15 protein-coding genes are annotated in these 14,698 nt (G+C 74.2%); 8 read left to right on the top strand and 7 right to left on the bottom strand.

Features of this window, described 5'->3' with window-relative positions; translation table 11 throughout:
* Positions 1–133: 133 nt before the first annotated feature.
* Positions 134–2,983, bottom strand: coding sequence for a D-alanyl-D-alanine carboxypeptidase family protein (locus ACZ4VT_RS22805; protein WP_467952160.1), 2,850 nt, complete (start codon positions 2,981–2,983; stop codon positions 134–136).
* A gap of 224 nt (positions 2,984–3,207) precedes the next feature.
* Here ACZ4VT_RS22805 and ACZ4VT_RS22800 point away from each other — a divergent pair, with 224 nt between their 5' ends.
* Positions 3,208–3,900 carry a lysophospholipid acyltransferase family protein gene (locus ACZ4VT_RS22800; RefSeq protein WP_467952158.1) on the top strand — a complete coding sequence of 231 codons (693 nt, stop codon included), beginning with the start codon at positions 3,208–3,210 and terminating at the stop codon, positions 3,898–3,900.
* Here ACZ4VT_RS22800 and ACZ4VT_RS22795 read toward each other — a convergent pair.
* The gene (locus tag ACZ4VT_RS22795) at positions 3,897–4,616 is read right to left on the bottom strand and encodes a hypothetical protein (RefSeq protein WP_467952156.1); all 720 of its coding nucleotides are present in this window, start codon (positions 4,614–4,616) and stop codon (positions 3,897–3,899) included. The two genes, ACZ4VT_RS22800 and ACZ4VT_RS22795, sit on opposite strands and share 4 nt — an antisense overlap.
* 149 nt (positions 4,617–4,765) lie before the next feature.
* Entirely contained in the window at positions 4,766–5,197 is a 432-nt protein-coding gene (locus ACZ4VT_RS22790) for a GNAT family N-acetyltransferase (protein WP_467952154.1), read from the bottom strand.
* A gap of 204 nt (positions 5,198–5,401) precedes the next feature.
* On the opposite strand from ACZ4VT_RS22790, the gene ACZ4VT_RS22785 reads away from it, so the two are divergent.
* From ACZ4VT_RS22785 to ACZ4VT_RS22770, 4 genes are all read left to right on the top strand, one after another.
* Entirely contained in the window at positions 5,402–5,818 is a 417-nt protein-coding gene (locus ACZ4VT_RS22785) for a YciI family protein (protein WP_467952152.1), read from the top strand.
* A complete protein-coding gene (locus tag ACZ4VT_RS22780) occupies positions 5,815–7,125 on the top strand; it encodes an RNA polymerase sigma factor (protein WP_467952151.1) in 1,311 nt (436 codons plus the stop codon). Before ACZ4VT_RS22785 ends, ACZ4VT_RS22780 begins: the two co-directional genes overlap by 4 nt.
* A gap of 62 nt (positions 7,126–7,187) precedes the next feature.
* Positions 7,188–7,370: a hypothetical protein gene (locus ACZ4VT_RS22775; protein ID WP_467952149.1), complete on the top strand. Its 183-nt coding sequence runs from the start codon at positions 7,188–7,190 to the stop codon at positions 7,368–7,370.
* Between the two features lie 131 nt (positions 7,371–7,501).
* A complete protein-coding gene (locus ACZ4VT_RS22770) occupies positions 7,502–8,656 on the top strand; it encodes a serine hydrolase domain-containing protein (RefSeq protein ID WP_467952148.1) in 1,155 nt (384 codons plus the stop codon).
* A gap of 61 nt (positions 8,657–8,717) precedes the next feature.
* Here ACZ4VT_RS22770 and ACZ4VT_RS22765 read toward each other — a convergent pair whose 3' ends face one another.
* Positions 8,718–10,250: an AMP-binding protein gene (locus ACZ4VT_RS22765; RefSeq protein WP_467952146.1), complete on the bottom strand. Its 1,533-nt coding sequence runs from the start codon at positions 10,248–10,250 to the stop codon at positions 8,718–8,720.
* A 63-nt stretch (positions 10,251–10,313) separates the two neighbouring features.
* Between ACZ4VT_RS22765 and ACZ4VT_RS22760 the strand changes: the two genes are divergently transcribed.
* Both ACZ4VT_RS22760 and ACZ4VT_RS22755 read left to right on the top strand, forming a co-directional pair.
* Entirely contained in the window at positions 10,314–11,075 is a 762-nt protein-coding gene (locus ACZ4VT_RS22760) for a class I SAM-dependent methyltransferase (RefSeq protein ID WP_467952204.1), read from the top strand.
* Between the two features lie 79 nt (positions 11,076–11,154).
* Positions 11,155–11,565 (top strand): rodlin, encoded by a 411-nt coding sequence (locus ACZ4VT_RS22755; RefSeq protein ID WP_467952144.1) that lies wholly within the window; start codon positions 11,155–11,157, stop codon positions 11,563–11,565.
* 247 nt (positions 11,566–11,812) lie between these two features.
* On the opposite strand, the gene cynS is transcribed toward ACZ4VT_RS22755, so the two are convergent.
* The gene (cynS, locus tag ACZ4VT_RS22750) at positions 11,813–12,283 is read right to left on the bottom strand and encodes a cyanase (protein WP_467952142.1); all 471 of its coding nucleotides are present in this window, start codon (positions 12,281–12,283) and stop codon (positions 11,813–11,815) included.
* 72 nt (positions 12,284–12,355) lie between these two features.
* Positions 12,356–12,967, bottom strand: a complete 612-nt coding sequence (locus ACZ4VT_RS22745; protein WP_467952140.1) for a carbonic anhydrase — start codon at positions 12,965–12,967, stop codon at positions 12,356–12,358.
* A gap of 123 nt (positions 12,968–13,090) precedes the next feature.
* On the opposite strand from ACZ4VT_RS22745, the gene cynR reads away from it, so the two are divergent.
* Positions 13,091–14,053 (top strand): transcriptional regulator CynR, encoded by a 963-nt coding sequence (gene cynR / locus ACZ4VT_RS22740; protein ID WP_467952138.1) that lies wholly within the window; start codon positions 13,091–13,093, stop codon positions 14,051–14,053.
* Here the strand turns inward: cynR and ACZ4VT_RS22735 are convergent.
* A complete protein-coding gene (locus tag ACZ4VT_RS22735) occupies positions 14,020–14,670 on the bottom strand; it encodes a DUF4360 domain-containing protein (protein ID WP_362804735.1) in 651 nt (216 codons plus the stop codon). The genes cynR and ACZ4VT_RS22735 overlap by 34 nt on opposite strands.
* Positions 14,671–14,698 lie beyond the last annotated feature (28 nt).

The raw sequence follows: 14,698 nt of genomic DNA, 5'->3' as shown, positions 1-14,698 counted from the left end.
GGGGGGAACGACGGCGGATGGGCCGGAGTCGGGGGTGGGGGTCCGGGAGTGCGGTGCGGGTTCTGCCCCCCCCCCCCCCCCCCCCTCCCCCCCCCCCCCCCCCCCCCCCCCCGCCTCCGCCTTACCGGCCGTTCTAGCGCATACGGGTCATGCGCGTGCCGAACGAGGGCTCGGCCATGTCCTTCTCGACGGCCACCGGCACGCTCTTGGCCCCCTCACCCTCACCGACCGTCAGGGTGGCGACCTCGGAACCGGCCTTCGCGGAGTGCGGCAGGGGCGAGGCGCCGGGCACGAGCGACAGCTTCAGCTGCTGGCCCGGTACGCCGATCACGTTCAGGTCCTTGGTGGCCACGAGCGGCATCCGGCCGCCGAGCCCGTCGTCCAGGTACCCCACCTGCTGGCCCTTGCGGATGACCGGGGCCGGCGCCAGGGCCCCCCGTACCGCCTCGATGATCTTCTTGCTGTTCGCCTGCACCAGGGCCAGGCTGTTCGTGGCGTCCGGGTCCGGACCGTCCACGCGCTGGTCCATCAACGTGCCTAGGATCAGCTGGTCCTTGTCGCCTACCGACTTGTACGCCGCCCACATCAGGGCCCCGCCGGCGGGCGTGCTGGAGCCGGTCTTGATGCCCCGGACGCTCACGCCCTGCGCCGTGAGCAGGACGTTGTTGTTGCTGAGCTGCTGGGGCAGGCCCTTGATGGTGGCGCTGGGCAGCGCGACGATCGCGCGGAACGTCTCGTCCTTCATGACGGCTTCGGCGAGCTTCAGCTGATCGGTGGCGGTGCTGACCGTGCCCGCGTCGAGACCGCTGGGGTCCGTGTACGTGGTGCTCGTCATCCCGAGTTCCCTGGCGGCGGCGTTCATCTTCTCGACGAACGCGGCCTCGGAGCCGGTTCCCGTGTCCCAACGGGCCAGCAGGCGGGCCACGTTGTTGCCCGAGGGGATCATGAGCATCTTCAGCATGTCCTGCTGGCTGAACTTCTGGCCGGCGGTGAGCCCCGATATCCGGGACTCGTGCTCGGAGTTGCCGTCCGCGACCGTCTTCGCGTCGACCGTGATCTCGGGACCGGGGTCGCTCTTGCGCAGCGGGTGCCCCTTGAGGATCACGTACGCCGTCATCACCTTGGCGACGCTGGCCGTCGGGACGGGCTTCTGCTCGCCGAAGGTGCCGATGTCGCCGGAGCCGGCGACGCGAACGGCCCCCTGGCCCTTGGCGGGCCAGGGGATGGAGAACTGCCCGTCGACGGTGCGGGTGGTCTCGGCGGAGACCATCTGCGGGGCGGGCAGCGGGCGCAGCATCTGCGCTCCGACGTAGGCGCCGGCGAGGAGGAGCAGGACCGGGGTCCACACCTTGACGCGGCGCACCGCGGTCCGGCGCGGGGTCTCCGGCGGGGGAGTGGTGTTGGTGAGCTCGGCCAGCAGATCCAGCGGGGGCAGCGGAGCGCCGGCCACCGGCGGCTGGGGCCGCACCCGGGGCGCCGCCTCCGGCGCGGCGGGCGGGGCGGGCGGGGCGACGTCGAGCGGCTTGAGCGCGACGAACCGGCTCGTCCGCTCGGGGTCCGCCTCCGCCTCGTCCTGACGCGCCCAGGAAGGCACCTTCGGCGCGCCGTCGCCCCGCGGGGGCTTGGGCGCGACCAGGACCTGCGTCACGTCCGCCCCCGCCGCAGGCGCCGAACCGCCCCCGGCCTCGCCCTCGACCGCCGCCGCGCCGCCGGCTTCATCCCCGGCCAGGCCGCCGCGTCCGACCGCAGCGTCGGCTTCAGGCCCAGCTCCCGCTTCGGCGTCGACCTCGCGTGCCGGCCGAAGACCGGGCCCGGCCTCGGCCCGCGGTCCAGCCTTCGCCCCACCCTCAGGCCGAGCCCCGGCTTCAGGCGCTGCCTGCTTCGCGGGCCCGGTTCCGCCTCCCCGGCCGGCCGTGACCTCCGGTCCAGCCTTCGCTTCGCCCTCGCCCTCGCCCTCGCCCTCGCCCTCAGCACCGGCTTCGGCGCCTACCTTGGCCTCGGCTACGGGCGTGACCACACCGTCGGCCTCGCGTGCGGCCTGGGTCGCGGGCCCACCTGCGGCTGCGCCGGCGGCACGGCCCTTCGATCCGGCCCCAGCCCGCGCTTCGGCGCCGGCTTCGCGTCCCGCCTGAGCGGCAGCGTCGGCCTCCGATCCGGCCTTCGCCTCGCCTGGAGGCCCGGCCTTGCGATCGGTGTCGGCTTCGGGTGCCGCCTGGCTCACGAGACCAGGTGCGGCTGCGCCGCCACGGGCGTTCTTCGGGGCGGCCGTGGCCTCGGCTTCAGGCTCGGCTCCCGCTTCGGCCTTGGCGCCGACCTCGCGTGCCGCCTGACGCGTCGGCTTGGCTGCGGCCTCGCCGTCGGCCTTGCCGGCGGCCACGGGCTCGACGACAGCGTCGGCTTCGGGTGCGGCCTGGCTCGCGGGCCCGGCTGCGGCCGGGCCGTCGGCCGCGGCTTCCGCTCCGGCTTCGGCCTTGGCCGTGGGCTCGGCCACGTCGTCGATTTCGGCGTTGGCTTCGGGGGTCGCCTGGTTTACGGACGCGGGTGCGGCTGCGCCGCCACGGGCGTTCTTCGGGGCGGCCGTGGCCTCGGCTTCAGGCTCGGCTCCCGCTTCGGCCTTGGCGCCGGCTCCGCGTGCCGCCTGACACGTCGGCTCGGCCGCCGCGTCGACCTCCGGTCCCTCGGAGTCGACCTGGAGGTCTGCCCCCGCCCCGGCCGTGACTCCGGCCTGAGCCTCTGTCCCCGCCTCGGCCCCAGCCGTTGGCTCCGGCTCGGCCCCGGCTTCCGTGCCGGCCTGGCGCTCGGCCCCGGCCTTCGCCCCGGCCTCCGCCCGGGCGTTGGCTTCGACCTCGGCCGAGCCCTGGGCCCCGGCCCCCGCCTTGGCGTCAGCCGTGGGTTCCGGCTCGGGCTCCCCCTCCGGGACGGCGGTCCCCTGCTCGACCTCCGGGTCGTCCGAGGAACCGCCCGCCACCGTTACCGCCTTCATCCCTGCCCCGCCTTGCTGTTCACACCGTTCCGACACCGTGCGGCGGGGCCCCGAGGAGCCCCGCCGCACTGCTAGATGTGCGCGGTGCCCCCGTACGTTCCGCGCGCTCGATCCTGTGACAGTTCGGTCATATTCGATTGAGTACGGCTACTCATGACCGCGCCGCCCCACCGGCCGACGATGGACCGCACCAGCACAACCACCGCATCCGAACGGGGCCGTCCATGCTCAGCCGAATCGCCGCCGCCCTCGTCCCCGCCTTCGGGAGGCTGACCGTCACGGCCGACCCGGGCGCGCGGCCCGCCGCGCCCAGCATCCTCGTCGCCAACCACACCTCCCTCGCCGACCCGGCCGTCGTCGTCGCCGCGCTGCGCCGGTACGGGATCGAGCCGGTCATCCTGGCCACCGGCGGCCTGTGGCGCGTACCCCTGCTCGGCTCCGCGCTCCGCCGCGAGGGGCACATCGCCGTCCACCGCGGTACCGCCCGCGCCGCCGACTCGCTGGACGCCGCCGCCGTCGCCCTCGCCTCGGGCCGCAGCGTGCTGCTCTACGGCGAAGGCGGCCTGCCGTCGCGCCGCGACGCCGGGGAGTCGGCTCCGGGCCCCTTCCGCAGCGGCCTGGCCCGGCTCGCCGCCGCGACCGGAGCCCCCGTCGTACCCGTCGGCCAGGCGGGCGCCCGTCGCCTGTGCTCCGGCAGCAGTGCCAAGCAGCTCGCCGGAGTCGTCACCGCGCCCCTGCGCCGGCCCTGCCTGCACGTCCACATCGGCTCGCCGCTGCGCCTCCCCGACCGGGTGCCGGAGGCGACGGACCGCGCCCGACGGGCCGTCACAGCCGCCTGGCGGACCGCCGTCCTCGCAGCCGGGGAAGCCTGCTCGGGAGCCACGTCCCAGTCGTCCTCACCGTCCCAGCCGTCCTAGCGGGTCGCGTGCGCGAGGACGACATGGGCGGTGACCTCCCGGTCGGCGTCCGTGTCGATGAAGGACACCACCACCGGGCTGCTGCCCGTCGGCCCGCCGGCGGTCGCCCGCAGCCGGTAGCGCTCGACGCGCACGGCCTCGCGGGCGAGCGGGCCGCCGCCCGTGTACAGGGACAGTGGCTTGACGTCGTTGGCGATGCGGAAGTCGGCCGGACGCCACGTGCCGGAAGCCTGGTCGAGGCGCTCCAGCAGGAACCCCGGCCCGCTGCCCGGCTGGTCGCCGGGTTCGCCGACGAGGGACTCCATCTGGAAGGCGACCAGCAGATGCCGGTACTCGGCGGAGTTCCCGTTCCGCAGGGTGACGGTGAACTCCTGGGCGACGCCGCCGCGTACGAGGGCGAGCCGGCCGCCCCGGGTGTCGACCGCGACGGTCAGCCGGGTCGGCGCCGGAGGCGGCGTCGCCCGGGGCGTGGCCGGGGCCGGCGGCACGGGGGAACCGGACGGGGAGGCCGAGACGGCCGCGGAGGCAGGGGCCGAGGAGGCCGCGGCCGCCGACTCCGAGGCGGACGCCGACACCTCTGCGGAGGCAGAGGAGGCGGAGACCGAGGCCGCCGGATCCTCGGCGTCCTTGTCCCCGCACCCCGTGGACACCGTCAGCAGAACGGCGGCCACGGCCGCGGCGGAAAGGCCCCTGCGGGGGCCTCGGGATGAGGACATGAGATCGGTTCCCCCAGGGTCGGCCGGCTTCCGCAGGAACCTAGCAATCACGTGAGCGCCCGACGAGCCCGATCGGGCCTCGGGGCGGCGACGGTTCGGTCACGGCCGCGCCGCCCTCCGGGGCACCGCACCCCGGTCTCCGGCCCCGCTCAGCCGAGCGGCTTCTCGAAGCTGAAGGCCGTCACGGCCATCCGCTCGCGGAAGTAGAAGCGGTGCGCGTCGGTGCGCTGGGTGCCGGAGTCGAGCGTGAGGGCGGTGCAGCCGGCGGCCAGCGCGTGCTCCTCCAGGTGCGCGAGCAGCGCGTGCCCGACCCCGGTGGACCGGGCCGTGGCGGCGGTGACCAGATCGTCGACGTAGAGCTTGCGGACCAGGGCGGTGGTGGCGATGAGCCGCCAGCCGGCCGCGCCCACGCACACGCCGTCCGCGTCGTACGCCGCGGTGAAGCGCAGCCCCTGGCCGTGCCCCTCCGCGAGGATCCCGAGGAAGAGCTCCTCGGTGAGGTGCGGACGGAGCTCGCGCAGCACGGGCAGCAGGTCGGTGGTGAGCCGCGGGTCGCCCGGCTCCAGGTCGATGATCTTCATCGGGTCAGCCTAAGGGGCCCCTCGGGCGGCACCGGCTCCCGGCCGACTCCCGCCTCCGGCCGTGCGCGGCCGTCTCGCGCGGCACCGGCCGACGTGTCGAAATGGGAGGAACGGCTCCGACGTCCCGTGCGAGAGGCTCCCGATCCCGGAGCCGTGAGTGGAAGATCCCGGAGCCGTGAGTGGAAACAGAAGGAGTGGCACCCCATGAAGTACATGCTGATGGTTCTCGGCAGGCAGGCCGACTACGACGCCATGTACGGCAAGGCGAACAGTGGTGGCCCGGCCTGGACCGAGACGGAGCTGAAGGCGATGTACGACCACATGGGCGCCCTGAACGCCGAGCTCGTCGAGTCGGGCGAGTGGGTCGACGGACAGGGCCTCACCGAACCCCGCCAGGCCCGCTTGGTGACCGTGGGCGCCGACGGCGCCCCCGTGATCTCCGACGGACCGTACGGAGAGGCCAAGGAGGTGCTGGCCGGCTACTGGATCGTCGACGTCCCCGATTTCGCCCGCGCCGCCGAGATCGCCGCCCGCGCGTACGCCTGCCCCGCGCCGGAGGGCGCGCCGAACTACCCGGTCGTCGTCCGACCCGTCGACAGCGCTTCGGGAACCGAGATGTGACGACGGAATCCGCACCCGCGAGCGAGGACCTGCTGCGCCGGCTGGCGCCGCAGGTCCTCGGCGCGCTCGTCCGCCGCTACGGGCACTTCGACGCCGCCGAGGACGCGGTACAGGAGGCCCTGCTCGCCGCCGCCCGGCAGTGGCCCGGGGAAGGCCGCCCCGACCATCCGCGCGGCTGGCTGATCCGCGTCGCCTCCCGCCGCCTCACCGACCAGCTGCGCAGCGAGGACGCGCGCAGGCGCCGGGAGGAGACGGCCGCCGCCCTGACCCCGCGCGACGCGTTCGTGGAGCCGCCACCGGGGGAGAGCCGCACGCCCGCCGAGGACGACACCCTCGCCCTGCTCTTCCTCTGCTGCCACGCCGAACTGTCCGCCGAGGCCCGGATCGCCCTCACCCTGCGCGCCGTCGGCGGCCTCACCACCGCCGAGATCGCCCGCGCCTTCCTCGTTCCCGAGGCCACGATGGGGCAGCGCATCAGCCGGGCGAAACGGCGCATCAAGGCCTCGGAGGCACCGTTCGGCGTCCCGCACGACGGCCGGGACCAGGACCACCAGGCTCCGGGCCGGGGCGCGGACCGGGACCCGCATCGCGCCCCTGACCGCGCCGAGCGGCTCGCCGACGTGCTCCAGGTGCTCTACCTGATCTTCAACGAGGGCTACACCGCCACCTCCGGCCGCGATCTGCGGCGCGCCGACCTCGCCGCCGAGGCGATCCGCCTCACCCGCGCCGTCCACGTCCTGCTGCCGGCCGACGGCGAGGTCGCCGGCCTGCTCGCCCTGATGCTGCTCACCGACGCCCGTCGCGACGCCCGCACCGCGCCCGACGGCAGCCTCGTCCCCCTCGCCGAGCAGGACCGCACCCGCTGGGACCGCGCGGCCATCACCGAGGGGGTCGCCCTGGTCAGCGACGCCCTCACGCACGCCCCGCTCGGCCCCTACCAGCTGCGCGCCGCCATCGCGGCCGTGCACGACGAGGCGGCGAGCGACGAGGACACCGACTGGGCGGAGATCCTCGCCCTGTACGAGGTGTTGATGCGGCTGGTCCCCGGCCCCGTGGAGCGCCTCGGCCACGCCGTCGCGGTGGCCATGGTGCACGGGCCCCGGCCGGCCCTCGCGCTGCTCGCCGCCCTGGACGAGGACGACCGCCTCGCGGGCCACCACCGCCTGGAGGCCGTACGGGCCCACCTGCTGGAGATGGCGGGTGACCGGGCGGCGGCGCGCGCCGCCTACGCGAAGGCCGCCGGACTCACCCTCAGCGTTCCGGAGCGCCGCTACCTCCAGTTCCGGGCCGCCCGGACCGCGGACTGACGGGGCGTCCGCATGACGGACATGGTCCACGGCTGTCACACCCCGCGACTACTCTTGATCACGTGAGCCCCACCCGTGACGACCACCCCGCAGCCGAACGTTCCCTCGCCGAGATCAACGCCGACATCCGCTGTCTCTTCGCCCGCGCCGAGGGCCGCCTCTCCGACGCGGAGCGGATCCGGCACGCCGCCCTGCTGCAGGAGTGGGCCGCGGCCATAAGGGCCTCGGTGGTCCCGGCCGCCTAGCGACCGTGGTTCGGCGATGACCGTGGTCGTGTCGGGCCGATGCGTGTCGGACCGATGCGTGTCGGACCGATGAACGCGCGGCCCGGCAGCAGTCTTCCCTACGAGCATCCGCACGTACGAGAAGGTGGACCATGAGCGACCTGCGCAGTCTCCTGGAGACCCGTGTCGGTGACGGATTCCTGCCCGGCGCCGTGGGCCTGGTGGCCCACGGAGACGACGTGGAGGTCGCGGCCGTCGGCTCCCTCGACACGTCCGGCACCGCCCCGATGGAGCGCGACTCCCTCTTCCGGATCGCCTCGGTCACCAAGCCGCTGACCGCCGCGGCGACCATGGTGCTGATCGAGGAGGGCCTGCTCGGCCTCGACGCCCCCGTGGCGCGCTGGCTGCCGGAACTCGCGGCGCCGGTGGTCGTCCGTACCCCGTCCTCACCCGTCGACGACGTGGTTCCCGCCGACCGCCCGATCACCGTCGCCGATCTCCTCACCTTCCGCGCCGGCTACGGCTTCCCCGCCGACTTCTCGCTGCCCGCCGTGGCCCCGCTGTTCAGCGAGCTCAAGCAGGGGCCGCCGCACCCCGGGCAGGTCGCGGCGCCGGACGAGTGGACGGCGATCCTGGCGGGCATCCCGCTCCTGCACCAGCCGGGACGGGCCTGGCTCTACAACACCTGCTCGGACATCCTCGGGGTGCTCGTCTCCCGCGCGAGCGGGCAGCCCTTCGAGGTCTTCCTGGCCGAGCGCCTCTTCGAGCCGCTCGGCATGCGGGACACCGCCTTCGCCGTACCGCCGGAGCAGCGCCACCGGTTCACCAGCTCCTACCGCGCCGCCTCCGACGGCGGCGCCCTGGAGCGGGTCGACGCGCCCGACGGCCAGTGGAGCAGCCTCCCCGCGTTCCCGTCCGGCGGCGGCGGTCTGGTCTCCACCGCCGACGACCTGCTCGCCTTCGGCCGGATGCTGCTCGCGGAGGGTTCGTACGGGGGCGGGCGGCTGCTCTCGCCGGAGTCCGTACGGCAGATGACCACCGATCACCTCACCGCGCGCCAGCGCGAGGAGGCCACCCTGTTCCTGGAGGGCCAGGGCTGGGGATTCGGCGGCTCGGTCGACGTGGCCCGCATCGACCCGTGGAACGTTACGGGCCGGTACGGCTGGATCGGCGGCACCGGCACCGCCGCGCACGTGGTCCCCGCCACCGGGACGGTCACCGTTCTGCTCACCCAGCGGGAACTGACCGGCCCGACCCCGCCCGAGGTGATGCGCGCGTTCTGGACCTACGCCGCCGCCCGGCACTAGGCAGTGTCTTGCCGATCGGGCCCGGCACGATCGGCAAGACACCCCCTAAGGGGCCCGTCGGCTACGCCCGTCCACCGCTGCCTCTGCTGCCGCCCTCGGCATCGGCGCCGGTGGCGGCCGCGCGTTCCCGCAGCCGGCGCTTGTCCGGCTTGCCCCGCGCGGTCAGCGGGATCGTCCGCTCCCAGAACACCGCGGTGGGCCGGTGCGCCGGGGCCAGCTCCTTCTCCACCAGGTCACAGACCTCAGAGGCCACGCCCGCGCCGGGCGGCCACCCCGTCGCCGGCACCAGGAACGCGCACACCTCCTCGCCGGTGAGCTCGCTGTGCCGGCCCACCACCACGGCCTGCGCCACGGCCGGATGGCGGGTGAGCGCCGCCTCGACTGGCACGCAGTACACGTTGTCCCCGTCGACCATCACCACGTCCTCGACCCGGTCGTCGAGGTACAAGTAGCCGTCCGCGCCGAGGTGTCCGAGGTCCCCGGTCCGCAGCCATCCGTCCCGCATCACCCCGTCCGTCAGCCCGGGCCGGCCCCAGTACCCGGCCATCATCGCCGCCGACCGCACCCACACCTCGCCCGTGCCACCGGCCGCCACCGCCGTGCCCCGCTCGTCCCGTACCTCGACCTCCACCCCCGCGACCGGCCGCCCGACGGAGGCCAGCAGCTCGGGCCGCCCGGCCACCGCCGCCTCGTGGTCGGCGGGGGACAGGCGGCAGATCACCGCCGCCTCGTTCGTGCCGTAGCCCTGCTGCCACCGGCCGCCCCAGCGGGTCACCGCCTTCCGCAGCCGTTCGGGGTGGACGGGGGAATCCCCGTACGAGACCGTCTCCAGCCCGGGCACACCGTGGGCCGTCCCCGGGTCGCCCAGCAGCCGGTACACCATCGAGGTCGTCAGGTACGTGGACACCGGCGCCAGCCGCTGGCAGGCGGCCGCGAACTCCCGGGTCCCGAAGGGGTCGAGGATCTCCACCCGCCCCCCGGCGCGCAACTGCTCCAGGCATCGGCCGCCCGAGCGCTGCGCCAGCGAGGTGACCGACAGGTACACCGCATCCGCCCAGCCCTGCGCGTGGACGGCGTTCCGTGCGGCCATCGCCCCGAAGGTGGAGGCCACCCCCTTGGGCCGCCCGGTGGTCCCGCCGGTGTACGTCACCCGCGCCACGTCGTCCTCCCGCGCCGCCACGGACACCGCCGCGGCCTCGTGGCGAGCGGCCCGCCGGAGCAGCTCGTCCAGGGCGAGCCGCGGCGCCCCCGTGCGGGGCACGGCGACATCGTGCACCACCAGGTCCGGCCGGCAGTCCCGCAGGATGAAGTCCAGCCCGTAGAGGGCCGGTCCGGTGAGCACCTGCGTCAGCCGCGCACCCAGCAGATGCGCGGCGATCCGTACCAAAAGCACCTCCGGCCGGTTCGTGCCCGCCACGCACGCCAGCCCCGAACCGCGCCCGATCCCCGCCTCGGCGAGCACCCCGGCCAGCCGGGAGGCGCCGTCCAGGACCTCCTGGGACTCCAGGACGAGCGGGCCGGCCCCGAGCGCGGGCCGCCCCGCGTTCCGCTCCAGCGCCCCGACCAGTTCCGTGACGTACCGTGCGGCCACCACGCGCCGACCCGCCTCTCCGCGCCCTGTTCCACAGCGGCCGCGACCCTCGGCATCATGAACGACATGACGACCGAATCCCGTGCTCGTTCATTCAGCGCCGCGGCCGCGCGCTACGCAGACCATCGCCCGTCGTACCCGCCCGCGCTCTTCGACACGCTGGCGGCACTGGCCGGCTTTCCGCTGGCCGGAGCCCGGGTCGCCGATGTCGGGGCGGGTACGGGAATCGCCACCGCCCTGCTGGAGGCGCGCGGGGCCCGCGTGATCGGGGTGGAGCCGGGCGAGGGCATGGCCGCCGAGTTCCGGCGCCGCAGCCCCCGGATCCCGCTCGTCCGCGCGGACGGCAACCGGCTGCCGCTGGCCTCCGGTTGCCTGGACCTGCTGACGTACGCACAGTCCTGGCACTGGACCGACCCGGCCCGCTCCGTCCCCGAGGCGCTGCGCGTGCTGCGGCCCGGCGGGGCGCTGGCGGTCTGGCACAACGACCCGGACGTCGCCGTCGGCTGGATCGCGGATCAGCAGGCGCGCATCGAGGAGCGGTTCGGCCCGGGCTGGTACATCAACGAGCGCGCCCGCTCGCAGGAGGGGCTGCGCTTCACCGTCCGCCGCCTGACGTGGTCGCGCCGCGTCCCCGTCGACACCCATCTGGCCAAGCTGTCCACGCACTCGCTCTTCCTCGTCGGCGAGCCCGGCACGGACGCCTTCCTCGCCGAGGAACGCGCGCTGCTCATGCGCGACTTCCCGGACGGCCGGGTGGAGGAGCACTACGTCGTCGAGCTGAGCCTGGCCGTACGCGGCCCCGAGGCGGGGGAGCGGCCGATCGGGTGAAGCAGAGGAACCCGTCGTCGCCTCGGGCGTTGATCAAGGCGCTCACCCATCACGCACTCGTGCGACATAAGGACCACTGATGCTGAAGAAGATTATGGCCACCGCCGCCGTCACCGCATCCATCGTCGGTGCGGGCGCCGCCCTGGCCGCCCCGGCCATGGCCATCGGCAACGACCAGGGGGTCACCACCGTCAACGGCAACGGTGCCCAGCAGGTCTACGGCAACCAGAAGACGCACGGCGACCTGAGCCCGCAGCTCAGCGTGGTCCAGGGCACTCTGAACAAGCCCTGCATCGGCCTGCCTGCGAAGCTGAACCTCCAGAACATCCTTGCCGCGGTCAACGTCGGCGTCCAGGACATCCCGGTCCTGTCGAACCCGCAGAACCAGCAGTGCACCGAGAACTCCACCCAGGCCAAGGGCGACGAGCCGCTCTCGCACATCCTGGACAACATCCCGGTCCTGTCGGGCAACGTCTCCGCCGGCAGCTGACGGAGTCCCCTTGTGCGAGCCGGGGCCTCAGACGCCTGCGCGAGTGCCCACGGGGCCCCGGCTTGTTCCACCCGGATCCGCGGATCCACCGTACAACCGGCGTGCGCCGGCCCGACGGGCCGGCGCCGTGGGCACCGAACACGACCTCGCAGAGCCTCCCGCCCGACCGGGCCGGAGGCTCTGCGGCGTTCGTCGGAAGGCCTGCTCAGAGCGGCTGCGTCAGAGCGGCTGCGTCAGACCAGCTGCGTCAGAAAGGCTTCGTCGGGAGGTACTTGCCGTCGAGCGTGATGACGGCGCGCTCGCCGCCCTCCGGGTCGGCCACCTTCCTGACGTCCAGCCTGAAATTGATCGCGCTGATGATGCCGTCGCCGAACTGCTCGTGGACCAGGGCCTTCAGGGTGGTCCCGTACACGTGGAGCATCTCGTGGAAGCGGTAGACGGTCGGATCGGTAGGGACGCCGCCGGTCACCGGTCCGCGGGCGGGGATCGTCTGCAGGAGCAGCGCCGCGTCCCCGTCGAGGCCCAGCAGATCGGCCACCGCGTGCGCCGCGGGCTCGGGCAGGGGGTGCTGGCCGAGCAGGGCGGCGGTGACGAACGCGACCGACAGGCCGGCGGTGTCGGCGAGCTGCTGCCAGGTGAGGTCCTTGCGGGTCTTGGCGTCGACGACGGTGACGGCCAGGGCCTGGCGTGCGGTGGGGTCGAACTGGGCGTGCGGCATGGCGGGACGTCCTGACTGCGATGAGGGGCAGAGGGGGCAGAGGCGGCAGCGGGGGCGGGGGGATGCAGGGGGTCAGGCGGTTCGCGGGGTGAGCGCGGCCCGGCGGCCGGCGACGGGGCCGACCTCCGCGACATCGCCGGAGCGGATGTCGTAGACCCACCCGCGCAGGGTGAGGGTTCCCGCGGCCTGGGCGCGGGCGACCGAGGGGTGGGTGGCCAGGTTCGCGAGCTGGGCGCGTACGTTCTCGCGGACCAGGGCGGACACCCGGTCCGGGCCCGCGCCGGCCGTTCGGGCCACCGAGGCGTCCGCGTGCCGCAGCCAGCCGGCGACCGAGGGGGCCGCGCCCAGGTCCGTGCCCTCGGCCAGGGCGGTCATCGCCCCGCAGGCGGAGTGCCCGCACACGACGGCACCGGTGACACCGAGGACGGCGACGGCGTACTCGATGCTGGCCGTCACCCCGTCCGGGCCCGGTGCGTACGCGGGGACGAGGTTCCCGGCGGTGCGGACGACGAACAGCTCGCCCGGCTCGCTCTGGGTGATCAGCTCCGGCACCACGCGGGCGTCGGAGCAGCCGATGAAGAGGGTCGTCGGCCGGTGCGTACCGGCGAGCCGGGCGAAGAGCTCCGCCTTCGCCGGAAACACCTCGCGCCGGAAGCGTGCGACGCCGTCCGAAAGGTCCTGCACGGTCACTCCCGTCGATGGGACGTGCCCCTGGGGGCTTGACGTGCTCCACCATGCATGAGCTGCGTCTATTGTGTCCAAGACGCAAAACCCCTGTCTGCCATCGATGCCATCTATAGTCGTGGCATGGCTCTGGAACTGCGTCACCTGCGCTATCTGATCGCCGTGGCCGAACACGGCAGCTTCACCCGCGCCGCCGAGGAACTGCGGATCTCCCAGCCCACCCTGTCCCAGCAGGTGAAGCAGCTCGAACGGACCGTGGGCGCCCAGCTGTTGGACCGCACCGGACGCGCCGTCCGGCTCACCGACGCCGGCGCGACGTACGTCCACCACGCGCGCTCCGCCCTACGGGAACTCGCCGCCGCCGAGCGGGCGGTCCTGGACCTCGCCGACCTCTCCCGTGGCCACCTGCGCCTCGCGCTGACCCCCACCTTCACCGCGTACCTCGTCGGCCCGCTCGTCGCCGCGCTCCACACGGCCCACCCCGGGATCACCCTGGAGGTACGGGAGATGCCCCAGGACCGCATCGAAGCGGGCCTGCTCGCCGACGACCACGACCTCGGACTCGCCTTCCGGGGGCCGCACCTGCCGGGCCTCGCGGCGACGCCCCTGTTCACGGAGGCCCTCGCCCTGGTCGCCGCCGCCGACGCGGATCCGGGACCGCTGTCCGTACGCGATCTGGCGGCGCGCCGACTGGCCCTGCTCAGCGGGGACTTCGCCACCCGCGGGCACGTCGACGCCTACCTCGCCGCCCACGGCGTCCGGCCGCCCATCGAGGTCGAGGCGAACTCCGTCCAAGCCCTCACGGAGATCGTCCGGCGCACCTCACTGGCCACCGTCCTGCCCGCCGCGGTCACCGAAGACCACCCGTACCTGCGTCCCGTCCCGCTCGACCCCGCCCTGCCGTCCCGCACGGTCACGCTGCTGCGCCGCGAGAGCGCCTACGAGAGCGCCGCGTCCCGCGCCTTCACCGAACTCATCGCCCACCTGGTCCGGGAACGCGGGTACCGCCCCCCGCTGCGCGCGCACGCGCAGGGGGAGGCGGCCGGGTCGGATCACTTGCCGGGGCACTGCTTCCAGGCGAGGTGATAGATCGTGTTGATGCTGCCGTCGGTGGAGTCCATCGTCATGTAGCTGGTGGACGAGGGGGACGAGGTGCCTCTGGTGACGCGCAGCTCGGTGTTGATGTTGAAGTTGCGCTGCACGCCGCACGGCGCCCACACCAGCTGGGCCCAGTCGGTCACGTCGGTGGCCTGCCAGTTGTCCTCCTGCGGCCCGCTGAAGTTGTGGGTGCGCGCGGCGGTGTCCGGCGAGCCCTGGAAGTAGTACGAGGCCTTCTCGGTGGCCTTCGCGCCCGGGGCGAGCGAGGCGTAGCCGCGGTAGTCGGCACTGGCGACCGCGTAGGTGAAGCCGTGCGGCACGTGCACGATCAGGCTGAGCTGGCAGTTCTTGCGCGCCGCGGTGGGCGGGGCGCCGCCGCCGACCTGGGCCAGGTACTGGCTGTAGGTCACGGTGAAGGCGGTGTTGTCCTGGGACACCGCGACCTCCGCGGTGTCCTTGGGACACCCGGATCCGTTGACGGTCGCGACCTCGATCACGATGCGGTCGGGCGGCGGGTCCACGATGGCGGACGGCGTGGTGTGCGTGGGCAGGGTGGCGGTGAGCAGGGCGCCGATCGCGCCGCTCACGAGGAATCCACCGGACATGGTTCTCCGATCCACTGCTTCGGTACCG

It is taken from the genome of Streptomyces sp. NPDC029164, from assembly GCF_055563995.1.
Note: the sequence above shows the minus strand (reverse complement) of the source record. Positions and strands in the feature narration are given on the sequence as shown.

Bases quoted from the DNA above. Each gene is read 5' to 3' on its own strand.
- ACZ4VT_RS22770 (WP_467952148.1), top strand. From the start codon at position 7,502: ATGAGCGACCTGCGCAGTCTCCTGGAGACCCGTGTCGGTGACGGATTC.
- ACZ4VT_RS22735 (WP_362804735.1), bottom strand. From the start codon at position 14,670: ATGTCCGGTGGATTCCTCGTGAGCGGCGCGATCGGCGCCCTGCTCACC.
- cynS (WP_467952142.1), bottom strand. From the start codon at position 12,283: ATGCCGCACGCCCAGTTCGACCCCACCGCACGCCAGGCCCTGGCCGTC.
- ACZ4VT_RS22755 (WP_467952144.1), top strand. From the start codon at position 11,155: ATGCTGAAGAAGATTATGGCCACCGCCGCCGTCACCGCATCCATCGTC.
- ACZ4VT_RS22760 (WP_467952204.1), top strand. From the start codon at position 10,314: ATGACGACCGAATCCCGTGCTCGTTCATTCAGCGCCGCGGCCGCGCGC.
- cynR (WP_467952138.1), top strand. From the start codon at position 13,091: ATGGCTCTGGAACTGCGTCACCTGCGCTATCTGATCGCCGTGGCCGAA.
- ACZ4VT_RS22785 (WP_467952152.1), top strand. From the start codon at position 5,402: ATGAAGTACATGCTGATGGTTCTCGGCAGGCAGGCCGACTACGACGCC.
- ACZ4VT_RS22800 (WP_467952158.1), top strand. From the start codon at position 3,208: ATGCTCAGCCGAATCGCCGCCGCCCTCGTCCCCGCCTTCGGGAGGCTG.
- ACZ4VT_RS22790 (WP_467952154.1), bottom strand. From the start codon at position 5,197: ATGAAGATCATCGACCTGGAGCCGGGCGACCCGCGGCTCACCACCGAC.
- ACZ4VT_RS22795 (WP_467952156.1), bottom strand. From the start codon at position 4,616: ATGTCCTCATCCCGAGGCCCCCGCAGGGGCCTTTCCGCCGCGGCCGTG.
- ACZ4VT_RS22805 (WP_467952160.1), bottom strand. From the start codon at position 2,983: ATGAAGGCGGTAACGGTGGCGGGCGGTTCCTCGGACGACCCGGAGGTC.